The organism is Nitratireductor sp. L15S-10 (assembly GCF_045011005.1).
Taxonomy (GTDB): domain Bacteria; phylum Pseudomonadota; class Alphaproteobacteria; order Rhizobiales; family Rhizobiaceae; genus Nitratireductor.
On the sequence record NZ_CP120674.1, the window covers coordinates 315,967 to 339,588 of the forward strand.

General features: G+C 57.9%; 24 protein-coding genes. 13 read left to right on the plus strand and 11 right to left on the minus strand.

Going from position 1 to position 23,622, the window contains the following annotated elements; genetic code table 11:
- Positions 1–169: 169 nt before the first annotated feature.
- Positions 170–1,147, plus strand: a complete 978-nt coding sequence (locus tag P2W41_RS01525) for a DUF1402 family protein (RefSeq protein WP_404934110.1) — start codon at positions 170–172, stop codon at positions 1,145–1,147.
- A gap of 6 nt (positions 1,148–1,153) precedes the next feature.
- On the opposite strand, the gene P2W41_RS01530 is transcribed toward P2W41_RS01525, so the two are convergent.
- The 4 genes from P2W41_RS01530 to P2W41_RS01545 are packed head-to-tail and all read right to left on the minus strand — an operon-like array spanning position 1,154 to position 3,951.
- Complete coding sequence (locus P2W41_RS01530; RefSeq protein WP_404934111.1) at positions 1,154–1,534, minus strand: helix-turn-helix domain-containing protein; 381 nt, start codon at positions 1,532–1,534, stop codon at positions 1,154–1,156.
- The gene (locus P2W41_RS01535; protein WP_404934112.1) at positions 1,531–2,094 is read right to left on the minus strand and encodes a Smr/MutS family protein; all 564 of its coding nucleotides are present in this window, start codon (positions 2,092–2,094) and stop codon (positions 1,531–1,533) included. The genes P2W41_RS01530 and P2W41_RS01535 overlap by 4 nt, the downstream gene beginning before the upstream one ends.
- Positions 2,095–2,097: 3 nt before the next feature.
- A complete protein-coding gene (locus P2W41_RS01540; protein ID WP_404934113.1) occupies positions 2,098–3,240 on the minus strand; it encodes a murein transglycosylase A in 1,143 nt (380 codons plus the stop codon).
- A gap of 3 nt (positions 3,241–3,243) precedes the next feature.
- Complete coding sequence (locus P2W41_RS01545; RefSeq protein ID WP_292898258.1) at positions 3,244–3,951, minus strand: Tim44/TimA family putative adaptor protein; 708 nt, start codon at positions 3,949–3,951, stop codon at positions 3,244–3,246.
- Between the two features lie 159 nt (positions 3,952–4,110).
- Between P2W41_RS01545 and P2W41_RS01550 the strand changes: the two genes are divergently transcribed.
- Both P2W41_RS01550 and secB read left to right on the plus strand, forming a co-directional pair.
- Complete coding sequence (locus P2W41_RS01550; protein ID WP_366931276.1) at positions 4,111–4,659, plus strand: FxsA family protein; 549 nt, start codon at positions 4,111–4,113, stop codon at positions 4,657–4,659.
- A 111-nt stretch (positions 4,660–4,770) separates the two neighbouring features.
- Entirely contained in the window at positions 4,771–5,268 is a 498-nt protein-coding gene (secB, locus tag P2W41_RS01555; RefSeq protein WP_229449443.1) for a protein-export chaperone SecB, read from the plus strand.
- Positions 5,269–5,402: 134 nt separating this feature from the next.
- Here the strand turns inward: secB and dnaQ are convergent, their stop codons facing one another.
- The 5 genes from dnaQ to P2W41_RS01580 form a co-directional block, all read right to left on the minus strand.
- Positions 5,403–6,104: a DNA polymerase III subunit epsilon gene (gene dnaQ, locus P2W41_RS01560; protein ID WP_292898257.1), complete on the minus strand. Its 702-nt coding sequence runs from the start codon at positions 6,102–6,104 to the stop codon at positions 5,403–5,405.
- A 77-nt stretch (positions 6,105–6,181) separates the two neighbouring features.
- On the minus strand, positions 6,182–6,772 hold the full coding sequence (gene coaE, locus P2W41_RS01565; protein ID WP_404934114.1) for a dephospho-CoA kinase: 591 nt from the start codon (positions 6,770–6,772) through the stop codon (positions 6,182–6,184).
- Positions 6,769–7,602 (minus strand): shikimate dehydrogenase, encoded by an 834-nt coding sequence (locus P2W41_RS01570; RefSeq protein WP_404934115.1) that lies wholly within the window; start codon positions 7,600–7,602, stop codon positions 6,769–6,771. Before P2W41_RS01570 ends, coaE begins: the two co-directional genes overlap by 4 nt.
- Complete coding sequence (locus P2W41_RS01575; protein WP_292898254.1) at positions 7,595–8,200, minus strand: Maf-like protein; 606 nt, start codon at positions 8,198–8,200, stop codon at positions 7,595–7,597. Before P2W41_RS01575 ends, P2W41_RS01570 begins: the two co-directional genes overlap by 8 nt.
- A gap of 4 nt (positions 8,201–8,204) precedes the next feature.
- Complete coding sequence (locus P2W41_RS01580; RefSeq protein ID WP_292898253.1) at positions 8,205–9,038, minus strand: pyruvate, water dikinase regulatory protein; 834 nt, start codon at positions 9,036–9,038, stop codon at positions 8,205–8,207.
- 399 nt (positions 9,039–9,437) lie between these two features.
- Between P2W41_RS01580 and hemE the strand changes: the two genes are divergently transcribed.
- The 3 genes from hemE to rho all read left to right on the plus strand — a co-directional run bounded on the left by hemE (position 9,438) and on the right by rho (position 12,448).
- Positions 9,438–10,463: a uroporphyrinogen decarboxylase gene (hemE, locus tag P2W41_RS01585; RefSeq protein WP_404934116.1), complete on the plus strand. Its 1,026-nt coding sequence runs from the start codon at positions 9,438–9,440 to the stop codon at positions 10,461–10,463.
- A complete protein-coding gene (gene hemJ / locus P2W41_RS01590) occupies positions 10,463–10,993 on the plus strand; it encodes a protoporphyrinogen oxidase HemJ (RefSeq protein ID WP_404934117.1) in 531 nt (176 codons plus the stop codon). Before hemE ends, hemJ begins: the two co-directional genes overlap by 1 nt.
- 189 nt (positions 10,994–11,182) lie before the next feature.
- Entirely contained in the window at positions 11,183–12,448 is a 1,266-nt protein-coding gene (rho, locus tag P2W41_RS01595; protein ID WP_113153616.1) for a transcription termination factor Rho, read from the plus strand.
- Between the two features lie 70 nt (positions 12,449–12,518).
- Here the strand turns inward: rho and P2W41_RS01600 are convergent, their stop codons facing one another.
- Complete coding sequence (locus P2W41_RS01600) at positions 12,519–14,534, minus strand: thioredoxin domain-containing protein (protein ID WP_404934118.1); 2,016 nt, start codon at positions 14,532–14,534, stop codon at positions 12,519–12,521.
- Between the two features lie 91 nt (positions 14,535–14,625).
- On the opposite strand from P2W41_RS01600, the gene mnmE reads away from it, so the two are divergent.
- The 5 genes from mnmE to P2W41_RS01625 all read left to right on the plus strand — a co-directional run bounded on the left by mnmE (position 14,626) and on the right by P2W41_RS01625 (position 20,470).
- Positions 14,626–15,939 carry a tRNA uridine-5-carboxymethylaminomethyl(34) synthesis GTPase MnmE gene (mnmE, locus tag P2W41_RS01605; protein ID WP_404934119.1) on the plus strand — a complete coding sequence of 438 codons (1,314 nt, stop codon included), beginning with the start codon at positions 14,626–14,628 and terminating at the stop codon, positions 15,937–15,939.
- A 259-nt stretch (positions 15,940–16,198) separates the two neighbouring features.
- The gene (mnmG, locus tag P2W41_RS01610; protein WP_404934120.1) at positions 16,199–18,070 is read left to right on the plus strand and encodes a tRNA uridine-5-carboxymethylaminomethyl(34) synthesis enzyme MnmG; all 1,872 of its coding nucleotides are present in this window, start codon (positions 16,199–16,201) and stop codon (positions 18,068–18,070) included.
- Positions 18,070–18,702, plus strand: a complete 633-nt coding sequence (gene rsmG / locus P2W41_RS01615) for a 16S rRNA (guanine(527)-N(7))-methyltransferase RsmG (protein WP_404934121.1) — start codon at positions 18,070–18,072, stop codon at positions 18,700–18,702. The genes mnmG and rsmG overlap by 1 nt, the downstream gene beginning before the upstream one ends.
- Positions 18,703–18,754: 52 nt before the next feature.
- Positions 18,755–19,543 (plus strand): ParA family protein, encoded by a 789-nt coding sequence (locus tag P2W41_RS01620; RefSeq protein WP_292898246.1) that lies wholly within the window; start codon positions 18,755–18,757, stop codon positions 19,541–19,543.
- Between the two features lie 57 nt (positions 19,544–19,600).
- The gene (locus P2W41_RS01625; protein ID WP_292898245.1) at positions 19,601–20,470 is read left to right on the plus strand and encodes a ParB/RepB/Spo0J family partition protein; all 870 of its coding nucleotides are present in this window, start codon (positions 19,601–19,603) and stop codon (positions 20,468–20,470) included.
- Between the two features lie 221 nt (positions 20,471–20,691).
- Here the strand turns inward: P2W41_RS01625 and holA are convergent, their stop codons facing one another.
- Positions 20,692–21,732, minus strand: coding sequence for a DNA polymerase III subunit delta (gene holA, locus P2W41_RS01630; protein WP_292898244.1), 1,041 nt, complete (start codon positions 21,730–21,732; stop codon positions 20,692–20,694).
- Between the two features lie 411 nt (positions 21,733–22,143).
- Here holA and P2W41_RS01635 point away from each other — a divergent pair, with 411 nt between their 5' ends.
- Positions 22,144–22,932 carry a cyclase family protein gene (locus tag P2W41_RS01635; RefSeq protein ID WP_292898243.1) on the plus strand — a complete coding sequence of 263 codons (789 nt, stop codon included), beginning with the start codon at positions 22,144–22,146 and terminating at the stop codon, positions 22,930–22,932.
- A gap of 170 nt (positions 22,933–23,102) precedes the next feature.
- Positions 23,103–23,585 carry a MarR family winged helix-turn-helix transcriptional regulator gene (locus P2W41_RS01640; protein ID WP_404934122.1) on the plus strand — a complete coding sequence of 161 codons (483 nt, stop codon included), beginning with the start codon at positions 23,103–23,105 and terminating at the stop codon, positions 23,583–23,585.
- Positions 23,586–23,622: the final 37 nt, after the last annotated feature.

The following is a 23,622-nucleotide window of genomic DNA, read 5'->3' on the forward strand; positions in this document are numbered from 1 at the left end:
TGGCCCGCCGGGACGGGGCCGTGAAACCGCTTTTTCAAGTGTGACATCTCTGCCGCGGTCGCGATGTCATCGCGCCAGGGATCCGAATGCCTCTCGACTTGCTGACAGGCTTTGCCTAACTTGCGCTTCATCCAAAAAAAGAATGCACCGGGGGCGCAAGCGGCGCGACATGGCATCACGGGCTCGATTGGTTATTGGCATTTGCGCCGGCTTGATGGGCGCCGGCAATTTGCCTGTGGCAGCGGCAAACCTGGTGCCCGAAGGCAATCGCAATGCCGAACAGCCCCCCATACCCGGGGTTTCCGCAAAACGCACCAAGTCTGCGCAAACCACTTATGATGCCAAATATGGAAAGGTCTATCAGCTTCTGAAGAACGACAGTGGGCTGGTTTCCAAGATCCGCTCCATTTCCGCCCGGTATCAGATCGATCCCGTTCACATGGTCGGCGCTATCGTCGGCGAACACACCTACAATGTGGATGCCTACGACCGCCTGCAAACCTACTATGTGAAGGCAATCTCCTATCTGAAGAGCGATTTCTCGTTTTCCCATGGCGGTGAGACCGTTGGGCAATTCATAAAGCGACCCGAGTTCGCCGAATGCGAGAAGGAAAATGGCAGCTACGAACTATGGAGCTGTCGCGAGGCAGTGTGGGACAAAGCGTTTCGCGGCAAGAGCGTGGATGGAACAAAATGGCCGAATGATCGTTTCGGCGCGGTTTTCTTCCAGCCCTTCTATGCCGGTCAGACCTTTGGTATTGGCCAGCTCAATCCGCTGACCGCGCTTAAAATGACCGACATGGTGCACAAGGTCTCCGGATTCAGACGGATCAGCCATGACAACCCGCAGGAAGTTTACCAGACCATCATGGACCCGGATAAGTCGCTCGCCTATGTCGCGGCGACCGTGAAAAAGTCCATCTCCGCTTATAAGCGCATTGCCGATTTCGACATTTCCGGGAATCCCGGCATTACGGCAACGCTTTACAATCTTGGAAATCCCGAGGCGCGCGCCGCGCGGCTCGCGGCCGAAAACCGCATTCGCCGGGCTAAGGGGCAGCGGGTCAAGCTTCCCGAAGAAAACTATTATGGCTGGCTGGTGAACGACAAGCTGGACGAGCTGAAGGCGCTATTCCAGGACTCGTGACATATTCTATTTTTTGCTGGCCGCGCGGTCCCCGGTGATATCACGCAACTGCTTCAGCAGCAGGTCTATCTCGGCGTTTTTCAAAGAACCTATATGCGCCGCCAGGAGATTGGCGAGCTCGGTCGCATTGGGAGAAAGCCTTGCCGTGTCCACCACAACACGCGGATGGGAGAGCTCCGCGATGCGCTGCATCTCGTCTGCGTCGTCCCATATCACGTTGAAATAGCCAATGATCTTCTGAACCATTGCCCAGTTGGGTGGGCTGGCGCGGCCATGTTCCAGAGACGAGAGATAGGCGGCGCTCACACCAATGGCAGCCGCCATTTCCTTCTGGCTAACGCCGCGTTCCCTGCGAAGGCGCCGGATTTTCTCCCCAAGCGGTGTCACATCCCGCTCCTGTGTTTGCGTTTCAGCCGAACATAAAACGCACCGCCCCCACCATGCCGGCGGCTCGCCTCGTCGATTCCGCTGACAAGGGTGGAAAATGGCGGCGTTGCAAGCCATTGCGGAACGGCACGCCGCAACACGCCGTCACTTCCGAACGAAGCTCCCTTTCCGGTGATGACCAACACATGGCGCACACCATCCGCATGGGCCCGGCTCAGGAAGGAAAGGAGAAGGCTATGCGCTTCAGGCTGCGTCAGCCCGTGCAGATCCACGCGGCCTTCCAACGCAAGCCGGCCCCGTGCGAGCTTGGTATGAGTAGGCTTGTCTATCCGCCGTGTGGGATGCGCTTTCGGCTGGGGTGTCTCCCTGAGCGCCGGCCTGGCAGGGCTCTTGCTGCTCGTGTCCTTTGCAACAAGGCGGGAAAGTTCTGCCATCGTGTCGTCGGTAGGCTCCGACGCCTCTTCCAGCATTTTTCCCTTTAGCGGCTCGGTTGACCGCGCCACCCGGTTCCAAAGAATGCGGTCTTCCATGCTCAGTCGTTTGGGTGGGAGGCTGGTCATTGATCAGCCTCCCAGGAGTGTGCGCGGAACCAGTGCATAGAAATCCGCTTTATGGCGGATTCCGCCGGCGACCTCTCCGGCAGCGAATCCGCTGCCGATGAAAAGATCGGCGCGTGCCTGCCCTGTAATCGCCGAACCCGTATCCTGGGCGATCATCAGGCGGCGGAGCGGCCCCCCATCCACTGCACGAAGATCCGGCGCGTCGATGAAAAAGGGTGTGCCAAATGTGTGAAGGAGCCGATCAACCGCAATCGAGCGCCCGGGTGTCAGTTGAACCTTTGCGGCGGCGACGGGCCCCAATTCGCTATCGCCTACCTGTGTCTCCCGAAAGAAGATGAATGAGCGATTCTGCCACAGAATTTCGTCGATACGGTCGGGATTCTCCGAAAACCACGCCCTAATGCTTTGCATCGTCACCGCTTCCGGAGAGAGTTCACCGAGTTCGATGAGCACCTTTCCCGCGCCTGTGAAATAGTGACCGGACTTGGCGGCATAGGTGACACGCATTACCGATCCATCCTGGAGACGCAGTCGCGCTGCGCCCTGGACGTGGATGAAATAGGCATCGACCCTGTCGTCCAACCAGACAAGCTCCAACCCGCGGCCCGTCAAGGCACCGCGATCGATTGCGCCCCGATCATGGTATGCAACCAGACCGCTGTCCGTCTCTCTGGCAAAGGCGAAATAGGGATCCAGATCACGAGGCCTGTTGCTGTCATCGACATCAACCAGATCGCGCGGACGCCGATAGAGGGGGACATGGAAGCGTCCGGTTTTGACGCGCGAGGCCTCGACTTCCGGTTCGTAGTAACCGGTTACGAAACCCGGGCCTCCATCCTCCGACCTGATGCGACAGGGAATGAAGTGATCTTCAAAGAAGGCGCGCGCTGCCCGCTCATCGGCATCCGGGGCATCCAACATGGCACGCGCTGCCGTGTACGCAGGGGCAAAGGCGGAAAGGACAATACCGAGAGAGCCCGAACGATATGGCTTTGTCTCGACATGGGCCGCCGAGCGGGCAAAGGCATGAAAGGCGTCGACTACAGTGTCCTGCTGCCATCCCGGCACATCTTCGAACGAGAGGCGTTCAAAGCCTGGCGAAAGCGCCGCAAAGGGTGCGGCCGTACACGACGCTTCGCCTGGCAAGGATCAATCCTCGGCTTCGGTGGCGACGAGCTTCCAGTTGGGATCGCGGGAACGCGTATCACGCGCGAAAGTCCAGACGTCCTTGACCTCAGCCACCGTCTCCGGATCGCCGTCGATCACCTCGCCGGCGCTGTCGCGCGTGGCAGAGATGAGTTCGCTGACAATGCGCAAGGTAACGTGTGCCTCGGAGCCCTTCATCTCGGCTGCGATGATGGTCATGTCATCAATGCCGACAAATGAGGATTCAATCTTCTCGTTGCGCTTCTCGCGTTCGTCGATGGCAGAAACAAAACCCTCGTAGACCTCACGGGAAAGCAGGTTCTTCAACGTACGACGATCACCATCTGCAAAAGCCATGACAATCATCTCATAGGCCATCTTTGCGCCCTCAACGAAGCTTTTGGGGGCAAAGGACGGGTCGGCATCCCGTATGGCGCGCATTCCCCTGTTCAGTTCGGTGCCGGGCTTGGCCACCCTGTCGATATCGGCATAGGTCTGGTCAGGTTCCGCAGCGCCTTTACGCCGCGGTAGAGAAACCACGTTTTCGCCGTCGGCGGCCTGTTCTTTCCGGGAAGCATTGCGTCCAGCCGTGTAAGGATCGAACGGTGGACGCTCATTGCCCGTGCGCCGGCCCAGCACATTGCGCAACTGGAAAAAGATCACCACAGCGGCAATCAGGAAGAAAATCGTGCCGAAATCGAAGAATTCCATAACGTCCAGCCAAACGAGCCACTATGGTCCACAGCACCTGCCGGCTCGGGGCAGGCGCAGAGGCGACGGCATCCCGTCCCTACTGGAAATCATATAGAACGCAGAGAGCCATCATTCAAATTTCCGGTCAGAATACCTATGTTTTCTCAACTGGCCAGCATGGAACGGTCAGAATCGGCTGAAACACGCAACAAGGCTAACAGGTTCGTGCGCTTTTCCCTCGTCCCCTTCCTGCTTCTCGCCATACCGCTCGCAGAAATCGCGACCTTTGTCGTGGTCGGCAGCCAGATTGGTGTCTTTCCCACGCTCGGTCTCGTGGTCGTGACGGCCATTGCCGGCTCCATCCTGCTCCGGATTCAGGGATTTGGCGTTGTTCGCCGAATCCAGGAAACCATGAATGAGGGTGGTGTGCCAGGCCGGGATCTTGTCCATGGCATGATGATCATGGTTGCCGGGGTGCTGCTGTTGACCCCGGGCTTCGTCACCGACACGCTGGGTTTCCTGCTCTTTGTCCCGGCGATCCGCGAGGCGGGCTGGTCATTCCTGCGCAACCGCATCGTGATCCTTGGCGATCCGGCACCGCATGGTACGGGACCCACCTCGGCCTATCGGCCTGACCGCGGCGCTCAGACAATCGATCTCTCAGAGGACGATTACAGCCATACGGGAAACCACGAATCACCATGGCGCAAACCCGATCAGGACTAGTTTCCGGACCTGGCGCCGCCTTGTCATGCGCCAATGCCCATGCTAGCGAGCAGGCAAATTCAAAAAAGGGGAGCCGCGGCGGCTGCCGAACCACGCTTGAGGAATAGACGCATGGCGAAGAAACCAGAAGAAAAGACCGAAGCTGCCAAGGCAGGCAATGGCGCTCAGCCCTCTCTCAATGTGCTGACTCAGTATGTGAAGGATCTTTCCTTCGAAAGCCCTGGCGCTCCGCAGTCGCTGCGTGGCCGTTCCGAGGCACCGGCGATCAACATCAATGTCAATGTCAATGCCAACCCGCTCGGCGACACGGACTATGACGTGGTGCTGACGCTTAATGCCAAGGCCGAGGCAGAAGGCAAAGTCCTGTTCAATGTCGAGCTGATCTATGGCGGTGTCTTCCGGGTTGCCGGGTTCCCCCAGGAACACATGCTTCCGGTTCTCTTCATCGAATGCCCGCGTCTGCTGTTCCCGTTTGCCCGTCAGGTCATCGCGGATACGACGCGTGCAGGTGGCTTCCCGCCGCTGATGATCGATCCGATCGATTTTGCCCGCATGTTCCAGCAGCGTGTTGCCGAGGAACAGGCGAAGGGGCAGGTTCAGGTTTCCTGAACCAGCCATTTCCAGGTTTTCAGACGGGGCGGTGCTTTCGGGCGCTGCCCCGTTTCATTTTAAAATCAAGCACTGTGGTTAAAATAAAACACTCTGGGCAACGCCCGATGCCGGGCGCATTGAGACAGAGCAGTTCAGGTGCGCAAAGCGTGCCACAGGGATTTTTCACCGAGCTTCTCGATCAGCGCTTCATGCGCCGCCCGCTCGGCTTCGCTAATCCTGGGGGGTAAGGGTACAGGCCTTGCTGAAACTCTCACCGAGCCATGGTTCGCATCCTGCCCCGCATCATCGCCACCGGACGAGACTTCAAGTCCGAGTGCGGCCTGCTTTCCGCCGATAAGTTCGATATACACCTCGGCGAGAAGCTCGGCGTCGAGCAGAGCTCCGTGCTTGGTACGGTGGCTGTTGTCGATCCCGTAGCGGCGGCAGAGCGCATCAAGCGAGTTCGGACCCATCGGATGTTTGCGCCGTGCGATCGCCAGTGTATCAACGACCAGAGCGGGATCCACCGGCGGCACACCAAGCCGGTCGAACTCGGCATTAATGAAGCCGATGTCGAAATTTGCGTTGTGCGCGACGAGCTTTGCGCCATCGATGAATTCGAGAAACTCATCGAGAATCGCTCCAAACACCGGTTTGTCAGCCAGATCCGCGTCGGAAATGCCGTGTACCGCCTGCGCTTCAGGATGAACCGAGCGGCCCTGAGCATTGATGAAATGATGGAGTGAGCGGCCCGTCGGAAACCGGTTATCCAGTTCGACACAGCCAAGCTCGATCACCCGGTCCTCATTGGGATCAAGACCCGTGGTTTCCGTATCAAAAACGATTTCGCGCATTCCCACACTCCGAAGGTCGGACCAAATCAACATGCGCACCCGCTGCGGTAGACGCAAGGTTGCCGTCAGGTTGCATCCTAATCCGCTGGGGAAAGTTCACTTATCACGGCTTTCACAGCCTGACGCGCCGGTTCCATGCCCTCGCCCGTATCAATAATGAAATCCGCGCGTCTGCGTTTTTCCGCGTCAGGCACCTGTCGTGCGAGAATCGCCGCGAACTTCTCTTCCGTCATGCCAGGACGAGAAAGGACACGTCTGCGCTGCTCTTCCGCAGGGGCGGTTACCACGACGATGCGGTCGACACGATCTTCCCCGCCAGTCTCGAAAAGAAGCGGTATATCGAGCACGACGAGGGGTGTGGCATTCTCCCGGTGACCGGCGACGAAATCATCGGCATCCTGACGTACAAGGGGATGGACGATCTCTTCCAGAGCTTTGAAGGCTTCCGGCTTGCCCATCACCGCTTCGGCAAGGCGGGCCCGGTCGACCGTGCCCTCGATCACGGTTCCGGGAAAGCGCGCCTCGATCAGCGGCGCGGCGACGCCAGTGTATAGACGATGAACCGCCGCATCGGCATCGTGAACCGGGATACCCTCGTCCATGAACATCCTGCCCGTGGTCGATTTTCCCATGCCAATGGAGCCGGTCAGGCCGAGAACGATTGTCATGCCGAATCTCCACCTGCAAGCACGTGCAACCGCAGCGCATCCGTCACGTCTGGCCGGACACCGAACCAGCGCTCGAAACCAGGCACGGCCTGATGCAACAACATGCCGAGACCATCGACCGCTTTCAGCCCACGCTGCTCAGCAGCAGCCAAAAGGTCAGTCTTTAGCGGGGCATAAACGATATCGCTGACAATTGCGCCCTCCGGCAGAGGGACGAGCGAAATATCCAGCGGTGGCTGACCGGTCATACCGAGCGAGCTGGTATTGACCACGAGGTCCGCTCTGCCAAGAAGCGCAGGTATTTCCGCCCAATTGTGAGCGCTGACGCTTTTGCCGAAGCGGGTCGCGAGTTCCTGTGCGCGGGCAAGTGTGCGATTGACGATGCAGATCTTCTTGTAGCCGGCTTTATGAATGGCATGGACGATGGCACGTGCCGCACCACCCGCGCCGAGCACGACTGCCGTTTGGCCATCAGCCCAGCCCGGTGCGCTGGCGCTCAAATGTGCGGCGAAGCCATAAGCGTCCGTGTTTCCACCAATCAGTTTGCCGGATTCAAACCAGAGCGTGTTGACCGCACCGATCATCTCCGCTGCCTCATCGCGGCCATCAACCGCCGAGAAGGCCGCTTCCTTGTGGGGCAGGGTGACATTGCCCCCAGCATACCCGGTCGCTCGCAAATCATCGAGAAATCCACGGAAATCAAGTGGCGCAACGTCAAGCCTTTCATAGCTGCCGTCGATGCCGTGCTGTTCAAGCCAGAATCCGTGAATGAGTGGCGAACGCGAGTGGGCGATCGGATGACCGCAAACAAAAGCGCGGATCTCAGCCATCAATGGCTCCCAGGCTGCGAAGCTCGGCAAGCAAAGGCAAAAGCGGAAGGCCGACGATGGTGAACGTGTCGCCCTCAATCTTCTCGAAAAGCTGAATCCCTTCGCCCTCGATCTGATAAGCGCCGACGCTTGCGAGCGCCTTTTCTCCCACATTGGAGAGGTGTCTGCCGACAAAGCCGGGATCGAGGTCACGCATGGTGAGGCGGGCAACGCCCACATGCCGCCAGATCACCTCGCCATCGCGTGCAATGACCACAGCACTGTTGAGCTGATGCGTACGACCGGAAAGCTTCAGAAGGTGGCGGCGCGCGCCCTCCATATCAGCCGGCTTATGAAACACCTCATCGCCCAGCGAAAGCGTCTGATCGGCACCAATCACCAAAGCGCCCGGCTCTCGTTCGGAAACGTCGATGGCCTTGGCTTCAGCGAGAATTTGCGCGACGGTTTCGGGGTCAGAACCACTGCCCTCCAGGGCCTTTTCCACGGCGCGCTCGTCGATCTGCGAGCGCTCCACGCGGAACGTCACTCCGGCATCGCGCAGCATTTTCTGGCGAAAGACACTGCCAGACGCAAGAATGATGTCGGGGTTGTCGGTCATGTCGTCACCCTCTGTTCTCCTTCGACTTCGCATACAATGCGAGAATTGCTGCGGCGGTTTCCTCGATCGAGCGGCGGGTTACGTCAATTACCGGCCAGCCATGGCGCGCGCAGAGCTGGCGGGCATAGGCGATCTCTCGGGAAATGGTCAGGCGATCGGTATAGGGGTTGAAGGCGTTTTCATCCACCGACCCCAAAATCCGGTTCTGGCGGATTTGCGAAATGCGTTCCGCCGAGGCGACCAGTCCCACGATCAAGGGCCTTTGCGCACTGGAAAGCTGCTCCGGAAGCTTCATGTCCAGAACGATGGGTACGTTCGCGGTCTTAACACCCCTGTTGGCCAGGTAGATGCTGGTCGGCGTTTTTGAAGTGCGGGAAATGCCCACGAGTATGACATCGGCTTCCTCCACATCGAGCGGGAGCTGTCCATCATCATGGTCCATCGTGAAATTCAGCGCTTCTATGCGGTGAAAATACTGGGCATCGAGCACGTGCTGAGCACCCATACGCCTTCCTGCCGGCGTTCCGAGATAAGACTGGAAGACCATCAAAACAGGTTCGAGCACCGACACGCAGGGCAGGCCCAGGGCAGCACAGCTCTCGTCGACCTGGCGGGCGAGTTTCTGGTCCACCACCGTATAGAGCACGATGCCGGGTTCACGTTCCACCTCATCAAGTACACGGGCAAGCTGTTTCTCGTTTCGAATCAGCGGATAGATGTGCTCGATCGCCCGCGCGTCCTTGTATTGAGCGGCCGCGGCGCGTCCGGCAGCGAGCAGGGTCTCACCGGTCGCATCAGAAATCATGTGAAGATGGAAGAAGCGCTGTGGCTGTTGCACGGATTTTTGCCCCGCCATGTGGATGCCTGTTGATAACGCGGGCCCGAAAGAATGGCGAGGCCGCACCCTTTGATAACTCCACCTGTTCTTCCACAGATCAGCCCTATGTGAATTGCGATCGTCCCATGTGGAGAACAATCGACAATTCCCGAAGCTTCCTTCATTGTCCACTGGGGCAGAATAAATGAAGTCCTGTCATCCTATTGAATCTGCGCGTTGAATCCGCATTATCCCCGATCTTCTGAAGATGTGCGTTTCCTTGGGGCGCGGCAATAAGACCGGGATGATGATGCGCAAAACCGTGGACAGATTTGAATCCACATTACAAACAGAGTCTAAGAATCAAAAGAATCATCAAATCAGTAATTATCTTTTGAATCCTGACTGTGGAGCAGCCTGATGGGGCACCGGAAAATCCTTGATGTCCTTAGAGGCGAAACGGTGTTTCCGCCTCCCGTCTGGATGATGCGCCAGGCAGGACGGTATCTGCCAGAATACCGGGAAATCCGTAAGCAGGCGGGTAGCTTTCTCGATCTCTGCTACAATCCCGACCTGGCGGTGGAAGTGACATTGCAGCCAATCCGCCGTTTCGGCTTTGATGCGTCCATCCTCTTCTCCGATATTCTTGTTGTGCCTCACGCCCTCGGACGCGATCTGCGCTTTGAAGAGGGCAGAGGACCCATCCTGACGCCGATCGATGTGGACGGCATCGGAAAACTTGAAGCATCGGGTTTTCACGATCATCTGGCGCCGGTCTACGAAACGGTGCGGCGGCTCAGGAAGGAACTTCCCGAAGAGACGACACTGCTTGGTTTTTGCGGGGCGCCATGGACAGTGGCGACTTACATGATTGCCGGACACGGCACGCCAGACCAGGCTCCGGCGCGTATGTTTGCTCTGGAACAGCCTGAAGCCTTCTCCGCGTTGATCGACTGCATTGCGGACTGCTCCGCCGATTATCTCATCCGGCAGATTGATGCTGGCGCGGACGCCGTGCAGATCTTCGATTCCTGGGCGGGTGTTCTTGACGAACTTTCCTTTGAGCAATGGTGCGTCAGACCAGTCGCGCGGATGGTGGCAAAGGTGCGGGAGAAGCACCCCGATACACCGATCATCGGCTTTCCGAAGGGCGCAGGTGCGCTTTATGCGGGCTATCGCCGGGAAACGGGCGTGACGGCGCTTGGTCTCGACTGGACGGTTCCGCTGGGCACAGCGCGCCGCCTGCAGGCCGAGGGCGCGGTTCAGGGCAATCTGGACCCCCTGAGGCTGATTGCCGGCGGGAAGGCTCTCCATGAGGGCGTGGACGCTATTGTGGATGCGCTGCGGCATGGCCCGTTCATTTTTAACCTGGGACATGGCATCACGCCGAAAACTCCGGTTGAGCATGTGGAAGCGATGCTGAAACGCGTTCGGGAGACCGAGTGATGGCTGAAAGCGACACGGGCGGCAGAAAAGCCGCAGGCAGGGCCTTTGCGGCACTGGCGATCTTCGGTGGTCTCACGGCGCTTCTGTTTATCTACAACCCGTCCGGATTCTACCTCTGGGCCAAAGCCATTCATGTGATCGCGGTGATCGCCTGGATGGCGGGCATGCTCTACCTGCCGCGTCTCTTCGTCTATCACGCGGATGCGGAGCCGGGCTCGGAGAAGTCCGAGACCTTCAAGGTTATGGAAAGACGTCTCTTACGGTTGATCATAAACCCGGCAATGATGGTCACCTGGGTGTTCGGACTGTGGCTTGCCTGGAGCGGCTTTGGATTTTCCGGCGGATGGCTGCATGGAAAGATCGCACTGGTGGTCGCCATGTCGGGCGTCCATGGCTACTTCTCGGCCGCTGTCCGGCGCTTTGCGGCAGATCAGAACAGCAAGCCGGCGCGTCATTGGCGTATAATGAACGAAGTGCCGACGCTTCTGATGATCGTCATCGTTATCCTTGTTATCGTCAAACCCTTCTGATACGGGTTTCGGGACTGCCTTTTAAAGGGATCGCCAAAGCTGTCTTGCCCTTTGGTTGCGACAGCGGTAAGAGTCGGTTCCTTCCTCTTTGTCCGGTTTCACCCATATCTTCCTTTTTGAGTGAAGCCGGCAGGCCTCAAATACGCCTACCCAATCTCCATCTTCCCTTTGCCCTTCCAGAGTCCGCACATGCAGGAAATGAAACTTCAAGAGCTGAAAAGCAAATCGCCCACCGATCTCATCGCGTTCGCAGAATCGCTTGAGGTCGAGAACGCCAGCATCATGCGCAAGCAGGAGCTGATGTTCGCGATCTTAAAGAAGCTCTCCACCCAGGATATCGAGATCATCGGTGAGGGTGTTGTCGAAGTGTTGCAGGACGGTTTCGGTTTCCTCCGCTCGGCGACAGCAAACTATCTGCCTGGCCCTGACGATATTTATATCTCTCCCTCGCAGATCCGCCGCTTCTCACTGAAAACCGGTGATACGGTGGAAGGGCCGATCCGTAGCCCCAAGGAAGGTGAGCGTTATTTCGCCCTTCTCAAGGTTAACACGATCAATTTCGAGGATCCGGAGAAGATCCGTCACAAGATCCATTTCGATAACCTGACGCCGCTCTATCCCGACGAGCGGCTGAACATGGAAATCGAAGACCCAACGAAGAAAGACCTGTCAGCGCGTGTCATCGACCTGGTGGCACCGCTCGGAAAAGGCCAGCGCGGCCTGATCGTCGCGCCGCCGCGTACGGGTAAGACAGTTCTTCTTCAGAACATCGCGCATTCCATCACATCCAATCACCCGGAATGCTTTCTGATCGTGCTTTTGATTGACGAACGTCCGGAAGAAGTGACGGATATGCAGCGCTCGGTGAATGGTGAGGTGATTTCCTCGACATTCGACGAGCCGGCTTCTCGCCACGTGCAGGTCGCCGAGATGGTCATCGAGAAGGCTAAACGTCTTGTGGAGCACGGCCGCGACGTGGTCATTCTGCTCGATTCGATCACGCGTCTGGGCCGAGCTTACAACACGGTCGTGCCGTCTTCCGGCAAGGTTCTGACAGGCGGTGTTGACGCCAATGCCCTGCAGCGTCCCAAGCGCTTCTTTGGTGCCGCGCGCAACATCGAAGAAGGTGGATCGCTGACGATTATCGCAACCGCGCTTATCGATACGGGCAGCCGTATGGATGAAGTGATCTTCGAGGAATTCAAGGGAACGGGCAACTCGGAAATCGTGCTCGACCGCAAGGTTGCCGATAAACGCATCTTCCCGGCGATCGACATTCTCAAGTCCGGCACGCGCAAGGAAGACCTGCTCATTGCCCGTCAAGATCTGCAGAAGATCTTCGTTCTGCGCCGTATTCTCGCACCGATGGGCACGACCGACGCCATTGAGTTCCTCAATGACAAACTGAAGCAGACCAAGACGAACTCGGAATTCTTCGATTCCATGAACACCTGATCGGTTTGCGGTTTTTCAACGCTTCTGACGAAACTGAAGGCGGCGCTTATGTGCCGCCTTTATCATTTGTTCACCAAGAAGTTTTCGGCTGGTTGGCTCGGCGCAGGGCGGCCTCCAGCTCCTCAGACGATTGAAATGGTGGCAGACAGATTTGCCCGATGCAGAGATAGGCCGCTCTCTTATCAGCATTGATGCTCATTCCGTCCGGCAGGTTTTGAGGGCGGCCATCGGTGATCACAATATCGAATCGCGATGGATCCAGATTTCGATTCGCTACCGGAACGAAAAAGCGATGACGGTCGGGTTCGACCATAAGAAGCTTTTTGGACATCTCAACCAGTGCCGCGACGTAGACAATGCCCGCCTGGCCATAGGCTTGCCCCACTGTCCGGCCCAGAGCGGCCTCCGCCACGTCTGAAACATGCGTGTTCAGCGTCTCGTGGGAAAGCATGGAGAGCGCCAGAAGGGCCTCAATAATCTGGCTCGTGGCGGATGGCACGGCTTCATCGACATCTCCGCGTATCCGCATGGGCAGATCCGCCGCATCGCTTGCCGTGAGATAGTAGCCTGTTCCGCTGTCGTCCAGGTACCAGGCACGGAGGTTGTCAGCCCAATCCCTGGCCTGATCCAGATAGGCCTGCTCTGCGGTTGATTGAAAAAGCGACGCTGCGGCGGAAATCATGCAGGCGTAATCACTTGAGAGGCCTGGGAAAACCCCTCTTCCATCGCGGAAGCTGTGCGGTAGACGTCCGTCTTTCATCGATTCGCATACGAAACGAAAAGCCTGTCGTGCTGCGTTCAACCAGTCTGGGCGCTCGAGCAGGCGTGCCGCCTCTGCAAGTGCACCGATCGCGAGGCCGTTCCAGTCGACAAGCACCTTGTCGTCGCGGTCGGGCTGATCACGCCTCTGTCTGGCTGAGAGGAGCTCATCCAGCATGGACCGCAAGTGCGTTTCCCGCGGTTCGCCGAGATATTGAGGGTGGCCGCGGCGGTGAAGGATCGGATCCCCCTCCCAATGCTCAGGTCTGGCCAGAGAGAAGGTCTCGAAGAAGGAGCCTGCCTGATTGCCCAGTACGTCCGCGATCTGTCCCTTCGTCCAAAGATAGGTTGTTCCTTCAACGCCACCCGTATCGGCATCAAGACTGGAGGCGAAGGCGCCACCCTCCACCCGCATATCACGCAGTATCCAGCTGACAGTCTCTTCGATTCGGATACGGAACAACTTATCTGCTGTGTCGCTGTAAACCCAGCACAACAAACGCAGGAGCTGGGCATTGTCGTACAGCATTTTCTCGAAGTGAGGGACAAGCCATCTGTCATCAGTCGAGTAGCGTGCAAGCCCACCGCCGACATGGTCATAGATCCCGCCAGCGAGCATCGCAGCGAGACTTTCGGTGACGGCGGATCTATGATCAGCGGTACCGCTCAGCCAAAGCGTGCGCATGAACGGGGCATTGGGAAACTTGGGCGCTCCGCGCAACCCGCCGAGATCCTTGTCGATCATCGAATAGATCCTGGTGGAGAGGGACTCAAGCGTAGCGCGCGGCGAAACTGGATTTCCCCGATCGGATGCAAGCTGCGCTTTGACGTGTGCGCTGAGTGCGCCGGCGCTCTTAGAAAGCTCGCTTCGCTTGTTCTGCCAGGCTTCATGTACAGCTTCGAGGATTTGCGGAAAACCGGGTCGACCGTATCGTTGTTCCGGAGGAAAGTATGTACCTCCCCAGAAGGGTTTGGCTTCGGAATCGAGAAACATCGTCAACGGCCAGCCGCCTTGCTCTCCCATCGCGGAAAGCGAAGCCATGTATATCTGGTCAATCTCCGGCCGCTCTTCCCGATCGACCTTGATATTGACGAAATAACGGTTCATCACCTCCGCGATCCGAGGATCCTCAAACGACTCATGCGCCATCACATGGCACCAGTGACAGGCCGCGTAGCCAACCGAAAGCAGGATGGGCTTGCCGGCTTCCCTTGCCTCCTCCAGGGCATCTGCTGTCCAGGGCCTCCAGTGAACAGGATTATCCTTGTGCTGAAGGAGATACGGACTTGTCTCTTCAGCCAGAAGGTTTTTTGCGGGCAGCGACATGGCGGCTCCTTGCACATCCGACGGTTATGGAAAATATCTAACCCCGACTTTGGCGCCACGGTAGGGCGCTTTCCACGCGAGAGCAAACAACATGAGAGAAACCATATTCGCACTCTCCAGCGGCGCGCTGCCATCGGGCGTGGCCGTCGTGCGATTGTCGGGGCCAGATACTGCTGATGCGCTTGTATCGCTGGCAGGTGAATTGCCTCAGCCGCGTCGCGCGACGCTGAAAGCACTGAGAGATCAGGACGGCGTGGTTCTGGACAAGTCTCTTGTTCTTTTCTTTCCCGGTCCGGAGAGCTTTACCGGCGAGGATTGCGGCGAACTGCATCTTCACGGCGGGCGTGCAGTTGTCAGGGCTGTGCTGGAGACGCTTTCCCGGCGAAAATACTTTCGACTGGCGGAAGCGGGTGAATTCACGCGGCGCGCATTTCTGAACGGGAAGTTCAATCTCACGGAGGCGGAAGCGCTCTCAGATCTGATTGCCGCAGAAACAGAAACACAGCGGCGTTTCGCGCTGTCGAATTCTGAGGACCGCCATAAGAGGCTCTACGACGAATGGCGCAAAATCCTTATTCAGACGCGCGCAATGATCGAGGCGGAGCTCGACTTCGCGGATGAGGAAGATGTGCCGGGCTCGGTTGGCGATCGGGTGTGGCAGGGAGTGGAGCGCCTGCGGGATTCACTTAAACATCATGCGGCCGGCTATCGTACTGCCGAAATCATCAGGGAAGGGTTTCGGGTGGTGATCCTCGGCGCGCCAAACGCGGGAAAATCGAGCCTCCTGAACACCCTTGCGCGCCGTGATATCGCCATCGTGACGGAGGAACCAGGCACCACCCGCGACGTCCTTGAAGCGATTCTGGATGTCGATGGCATCAGGGTGATCCTCACCGACACCGCCGGAATCCGAGAGAACCCAGGCCGTGTTGAAGCATTGGGAATAGACCGTGCCATCGACCGCGCGCGCCAGGCCGATCTTCTTCTTCTTCTTGAAGATTGCAGCAACCCTGTCAGCATAGATATTCCTCATGACGTACCGTATCTGAGAATCGGTAATAAGGTTGATCTTGCTGGCGGTGTTCCCAAAAGTACGCTCTACGACCTGCTGATCTCTGCCCGTACCGGGGAGGGGATTGACAGTCTTCTGAACAAACTGCGCTCGATTGCAGAGACAGCCACAACCGGCGCTACCGAGACGCTTCCTTTTCGGGAGCGACACGTTCAACTGATCCTGGAAGCAGCCGAGCATGTTGAGCGGGCCGCCACGCAATACAACCTGCCACTTGAGATCCGCGCTGAGGAACTGAGACTAGCAGCTGATGCCCTTGGGCGCATTACAGGCACAATTGACGTGGAAGATCTTCTCGACACAATTTTCTCGCAGTTCTGCATAGGCAAGTGACTCACGTGAAACACTTGGAACCGAATCCCGATCAATGACTCACGTGAAACACGCGCAAGCGGGCCACAGCGTGACTCACGTGAAACATCGACTGGCGTGCTTTGGCTTTACGCAACAATGTTTCACGTGAAACGGATACGCTTCGCAAATGACTTGACTGCTTTTGCAGAAAAGGACATGTCTGGCCCTCCTCATTCCCGCGAAATTCCGGGCTTCGCCCGGTCTTCACGATGCCCCGCACCGCCGTTGGAACCGGACAATGACGAACAGCAGTTATGATGTAATTGTTATTGGAGGCGGACACGCCGGAACCGAAGCGGCGTCTGCCGCAGCGCGCTCGGGCGCCAGAACCGCCCTCGTAACACTTCGCTTCGAGACAATCGGCGCGATTTCCTGCAACCCCGCTATTGGCGGGCTTGGCAAAGGTCATCTCGTGCGGGAGGTGGACGCGCTCGACGGTGTTATGGGGCGTGCGGCTGATGAAGCGGGAATTCAGTTTCGACTGCTCAATCGCCGTAAGGGTCCCGCTGTGCGCGGTCCGCGCACGCAGGCGGACCGGAAGCTTTATCGAAATGCTGTTCAGAAAGCGATCAGGGCAACTCCCAATCTCGAAGTGATCGAAGGGGAAGCGCTGGAGTTGCAGATCAGCGCTGGCCGGATTAGCGGGCTGATAGTGTCCGGAGAGCGCCAACTGACCTGTGGGTCCGTGGTTCTCACGACAGGAACTTTCCTGCGTGGTCTCATTCACATCGGGGACAAGACTTTTCCTGCGGGGCGGATGAATGAACAGGCGGCAGAACGTCTCTCGATTTCCATGGAAGCGGCGGGCTTTCGTTTGGGCCGCCTGAAAACCGGTACACCACCGCGGCTTGATGGGCGGACGATCGATTGGGCCTCGCTGGATATGCAACCGGCGGACGATGATCCGACGCCGTTTTCCCTGCTTACGGATCAGATCACCAATCGGCAGATCGAATGCGGCATTACGCGCACAACAGGCGAGACACATTCGGTGATCCGCGCGCATCTGCATCGTTCTGCGATGTACTCCGGTGCGATTGATGGCATCGGGCCCCGCTATTGCCCCTCAATAGAAGACAAGATTGTTAAATTTGGAGACCGGGAGGGGCATCAGATATTCCTGGAGCCGGAGGGACTCGACGACCATACCGTGTATCCCAACGGTATCTCCACTTCGCTGCCGGAGGATGCACAGCTCGCTCTTTTGAAAACGATCCCGGGGCTGGAGCGTGCGGTTATGCTGCAACCAGGCTACGCGATCGAATATGACCATGTGGATCCGCGAGATCTTGAACCCACGCTCGAGACGCGTCGTGTGCGCGGTCTTTTCCTGGCGGGACAGATTAACGGCACGACGGGGTATGAGGAGGCTGCGGCGCAGGGGATCCTAGCAGGCCTCAACGCCGCCCTCTCTGCATCAGATGCGGAGATGATCACGCTTGGGCGCGCCGATGCCTATATTGGGGTTCTGATTGACGATCTGGTAACCCGCGGGGTGAGCGAACCCTATCGCATGTTCACATCGCGGGCGGAATTCCGCCTTTCTCTGCGGGCTGATAATGCAGATACCCGCCTGACGCCACTAGCAATTCGGCTCGGTATTGCTTCCGGGGAGCGGACGAAGAGATTCGAGGCGCTGGAGGGCGCTTTGTCCACGACGCGTGAACTTCTCAAAAGCCGAGATATAAGTCCCAACGAAGCTGAGCGCCACAGCATCAATCTCAACAAAGACGGCGTTCGTCGCTCGGCTTACGAGCTTCTATCCTACCCCGACATGAATATAAGCCGGCTTAGTTGTATATGGCCTGAGTTGTCATGCATTTCAACGGATCTCGCGGAACGTATTGAAACGGAAGCGCGGTATGCGGTCTATCTGGAACGGCAGGGCGCCGACGCAGCCATGTTACGTCGTGAGGAGGCACGCTTGATTCCGCCGGAGCTGATGTTTGATTCAATTGCAGGACTATCCAACGAACTCAAACAGAAGCTCAGGGAGCGGCGGCCAAGAAGCATTGCCGATGCTCAAAGGATCGATGGCATGACCCCGGCAGCGCTGGCGCTGATAATTGCCAGCTTGCGACAGCTTGAGAGCAGGCGGGGCGCTGCCTGATGGAAACAGCGCGATTTTCGCGGCTGCTGGAGGTTTCCGGGCCGGTTTCACGTGAAACATATGATAGGCTGGTTGCGTTTGAAGACGTTTTCCGGCGTTGGTCAAGGCGGATCAATCTGGCTGCTCCGTCAACCCTGAATGATCTTTGGGAACGGCATATCCTGGATAGTGCGCAGCTGCTTCGTCTCGCACCTGAAGCACTGCGGTGGCTGGATGTGGGTTCGGGCGGCGGTTTCCCGGGGGCAGTGATGGCCATTCTGCTGGCCGAGAAACCCGGCGCGGAGGTTCATCTTGTTGAAAGCAACCGAAAAAAGGCCGCGTTTCTGATCTCTGCTCTCAATGAGGTGGGCGTTTCCCCCCGCGTTCATGCAAAGAGGATCGAGGATTGCCATGAGCTTATCCCGACACCGCAGATCATCACAGCAAGGGCGCTTGCATCGTTGCCGCTGCTTATCGCGCTGACGGAACCCTGGCTAAGAAGTGGAGCAAGAGCGCTCTTTCACAAAGGCCGGGATTACCGGCGGGAAGTCGAAGAAAGCGGTAACACGTGGCGATTCGATCTGGTAGAACATGAGGATAAGGTTGATGCGGCAGCCATCATTCTTGAGGTGAGTAACCCGGTTCGGCGATAGCCGGCTTTGCCGCAGGACCTTTCAGTAGGATCAGATCGGGGTAGCAGCAGCGATGAACAGCGGCACGCGAATCATCACAGTCGCAAACCAGAAGGGCGGGGTCGGCAAGACGACAACGGCCATCAATCTCGCTACGGCGCTGGCTGCCATCGGCGAGAATGTTCTTGTGGTTGATCTTGATCCGCAGGGTAACGCCAGTACGGGTCTGGGTATCGACCGTCAAAAACGGCTGGTGTCATCTTACGACGTCCTGACAGGCAATGCGGGCATTCTTGAAGCCGCCATGGAAACCGCGGTTCCGGGTCTCTCGATTGTTGCGTCTACTCTCGATCTTCTTGGCATCGAAATGGAAATATCCAGCGCTCCAGATCGTGTCCTGAAGTTGCGCAACGCCCTCAGTGCCGACGGCATCCCCTATTCTTATGTTCTGGTTGACTGCCCGCCGTCGCTGAACCTTCTCACGTTGAACGCCATGGCTGCGGCGGATTCAATCCTGGTGCCGCTGCAGTGTGAGTTCTTTGCGCTGGAGGGATTGAGTCAATTGCTGGAGACTGTCGAGCAGGTGCGTGGATCGATCAATCCGCATCTTGGTATTCAGGGCATTGTCCTTACCATGTTTGACCGACGCAACAATCTTGCCAACCAGGTGGTCGAGGATGTGCGCGCGCATATGGGCGATACGGTTTATGACACGATAATCCCGCGCAACGTGCGAGTTTCCGAAGCGCCATCCTATGGCAAGCCGGCGATTCTTTACGATCTGAAGTGCTCGGGCAGCCAGGCTTATCTGCAGCTTGCGTCCGAAGTGATTCGCCGGGAGCGTCGGCTGCGCGCAGCATGAGCTGGAAGCGCAGGCGCTCGCAGGAAAACTGAGTTTTGTGGTTGATGGTGTTGTGACATGAACGAAGATCCTTCACGCAAGCGCCTGGGGCGCGGTCTGGCCGCGTTGATCGGCGAGATGGACAAGCCGGAAGCCGAGCAGAAAGAGGCGGTTCGGGCCGACCGCTCTGTTCCGATCGAATTCATTTCTCCCAATCCGCGCAACCCGCGCCGGCAATTTGCCGAGAGCGATTTGAGCGACCTGGCACAGTCAATCCGCGAACACGGTATCGTGCAGCCGGTCGTCGTGCGCTCCGGAGATGCGCCAGGCCGCTTCGAGATCATCGCCGGCGAACGCCGCTGGCGCGCTGCGCAACGCGCCGGTTTGACGGAAATCCCGGTGATTGTGCGGGAAGTGGACGACAAGGCGGCGCTGGAGCTGGCCATCATCGAGAATGTTCAGCGCGCGGACCTCAACCCGTTGGAAGAGGCGCGGGGTTATCAGCAGCTTATCGATGAGCACAATTACACGCAGGCCGATCTGGGGCAGGTCATCGGCAAGAGCCGCAGTCACGTCGCCAACACGTTGCGTCTCCTGAAGCTTCCGGATGCGATTGGTGATCTTATTGTCGACGGGTCACTGTCGGCAGGTCATGCGCGCACACTGGTGACGGCCGAAGATCCTGTCGCTCTTGCTCAGCGTATTGTCGAGGACGGGCTTTCCGTTCGCCAGGCGGAAGCGCTGGCCGCCGCGCCGCACGGTGAGGAAAAGGCGCCACGGGCACCCAAGAAAGACAAGGACGCGGATACGCTGGCGCTCCAGAAACTTTTGAGCGATCGCACCGGACTCAAAGTGGTGATCAACCACAAGGAGCGTGGAGGCGAGATGCGGATTGCCTATCGCTCGCTCGAGCAGTTGGATGAGTTGTGCCGGCTTCTTCAGCAATAAAACCGCGGGGTATCCCGCTGTCTGGCAGAAACACCTGACGGTCGCATAAAGGCGAAGAACGAGACAGGTCGAAGGGCGTTTCCAAGAAGCGCTGAACAACTCCGAAGGTCTGATGAACGGAACCAGGCCTCTTTCCCTGAGGCTGGCTCCCGACAACGCCAGGAAGCAACTCGGGGAGAAACTTTCGTTTTCGATCAGTACTTTACATGGTTGTCAACGCGTTAACGACGGGCGCGGGCGCCTTCCACGGTCAGGGCCAGTAGCGCCTGCCGGGCGATTGAGCCGGCGAGTGCCGGCTTCTGTCGCGTGCGCAGGATCGTCGCCTGCAGCCTTTCAGCCGCGTTTTGCAATGCGATGCTATTCCACCGGCTGAGCGCATTCTCGACGGTTTTGCGTCGTGAAAAGAATATCGGAGGCCGGGCTCCGGCAACGGCAGCACTCGCACTCACACCTTTGCTGTCCATTGCCTGTCGCATGATCTGCAACGCATGTATCTGGCGAAGTGTTGCCGAGAGCACCAGAAAAGGTGGATTGCCAGCGGCCAGAAAGCGCTGGAAGGCAATGTCGAACGCCTGAAAGCGGCCGGAAATGACCGCGTCGACCGCCTCATCCGCACTCAGTCCTGCCACATCACCGATGAGGAGCCGGATATCTTCCGGGTTTACCTCGTTGGCCCCGGCACAGTAGAGGGTCAGCTTTTCCAGCTCACCGCGGGTCGCCAGACGATCGCCGCCGAGGTTGGCTTTCAATAGCTGGCGTGCCTCCAGTGAAATTTTGAGTCCCGCACTGCCAAGGGTTTCGTCAATCACGGCGTCGATACCGCGTCCGTCGTCGGCATAACAGGGCAACGCCATGGCGCCTGCGCCCCGTTCCACGGCAGAACGTAAAGAAGAACCTTTGCGCAGATCGCCTGCTTCGACGAGAATGAAACAATCCGCTGGCGGCTCTGCGATGAGAGTGGTGAGGTCGCTGACCAGAGCCTTCTGATTGCCTGCACCTTTCACCCAGATCAGACGCCGATCGGAGAACATCGGCACTGTTTGCGCTTCATCGGCCAGCCGTCCGGGCTGCTGCTCTACTTCGCTTGCCTCCATACGCACTACAGTGAAGGGATCATCCAAAGGCAGGCCTGTCCCCATGGCGAAGCGTTTGGCGCGTTCGCTGACGAGACCGCGATCCGGTCCGTATATCAGGATAATCCGGTAAGCCTGCTCCGGCCTGGTCAGCCAGCGGTCAACTTCATGCGCTTTCTTCTGTGCCATGTCGGCTGGATACCACAGCAGACCGCCGAGGGCATCAGTGAAAAAAGAGTGTCTGTCAGCACGTTGAGTGTGGTTGAACACGGGGCTCTCTTCTCTTCTGCGGAGGGCGCGGTGGATGCTTTACCCAGCCTGTGGATCGGTTGGAGGTGAACGACCGGGACGCTTCAAGCCTTGCTCAGTTCATATGCATATGAAACTTTCTGATGCGGGTTGAGATCCACGAGAGATTACTAATCTTCGAGCTGATATCGCAAATTCAGCAGGCATATGCTTTCTGAAGTGCGGATTCCTGGTTGTATGCATGTGACCGGGCTTTTGAAGATATTTGCATATGCATTCTTTTTCGGTTAGACCGTTCTGGGCCGCCGGTGACGTTCCGCAGCGGTCTCGAACGTTTTTGGGAGGAGACCTATGAGCCAGTCCATTATGAGCGAATTTGCGGACCAGTTGCTGTCTGGCAAAGTCGAGGTTGTCGACCTTTCGGCGGTGTTGGGCCCCAACACGCCACTTCTCAAGCTTCCACCAGAGCTTGCCGTGGACACGCCCAAGATCGAGATCCACAAGATTTCCGCTTACGACGATAATGGTCCCTGGTGGGCCTGGAACTGGCTCAAGCTTGGCGAACACTCCGGCACGCATTTCGATGCGCCGATCCACTGGATTACCGGGCGCGATCATCCAGATGGTTCCACCGATACGATTGATCCAAAGAATTTCGTTGCTCCGGTCAATGTCATCGACTGTTCGAAGGAAACGGCGGAGAATCCCGATTTCCTTCTGACCGTGGATCACATCAAGGCCTGGGAGGCCGAACATGGTGAAATTCAGAAGGGCGAGTGGGTCGTGTTGCGCAGCGACTGGTACAAACGCAATGGCTCAGAAGAAAGCTTTCTGAACGCTGATGAAACCGGCCCGCATTCACCGGGGCCAACACCCGAAGCGATTACCTATCTGCTTGACAAGGGGATCATCGGCTGGGGCAGCGAAACGATCGGAACCGATGCCGGGCAGGCCGGTGGGATGGAGCCTCCATTCCCCGCGCACAACCTCTTGCACAAGGCCAATCGTTACGGACTTGCCAGCCTTGCCAATCTCGACAAATTGCCGCCGAAGGGAGCGATTCTCATCGCGGCACCGCTTAAAATCGAGCATGGTACGGGAAGTCCCTGCCGCGTTCTGGCGCTCGTGGCGCGAAACTAGGTTCGTTCCTTCATGCTGAACCCCGACAGAAGGACCAAGGGTAGCGGCCTCATTCCGCTGCCCGCTTCTCCAAAGGTCCTTCGGTCTGGGCGATCTGGACGGCTTATCCCGTTTCTGTGTGATGGCAGGTGGGCTGGCATCTCACGTTGCCTGTTGGCGGAGAAGCTTTGATGGACGAACGCTTGGATAGCAGGAACTCGAGAATTGAAACGCTGGGCCAGATGGGGCTCCAGCAATTTGCGCCCTATCTGATGAATCGCATCATGGGGCGCTACAACGCGACCCTGCGGCAGGACCTGCGCCGGCAGGGGCTCACGGTGCCGCAGGTGCGTGCGCTTGCAGTTCTGGCAGTCGGAGACGGCATGTCGATCAACGAGCTCTCTGTCTACACGGTGATCGAGCAATCGACCATGAGCCGCACGCTCGACGCGCTGGAGGCGCAGGGTCTTGTCCGGCGCGAGGCCTGTCAGGATGATAGCCGTACCCGCAACATCTTCCTCACAGACAAGGGGCGGGAGGAATTCAATCGGGCGTGGCCGGCCATGCACGACGCTTTTGCCGAGATGTTCAGGGATATTGACGATGCGGAGTACGCAGCGTTCGTCGCAACGCTACAGAAAATCCTCGGCAACATCAGAAAGCATAACTTTTAGCGAGCTTGACTGCGGTGCGAAACCGCGGCGCCAGCGA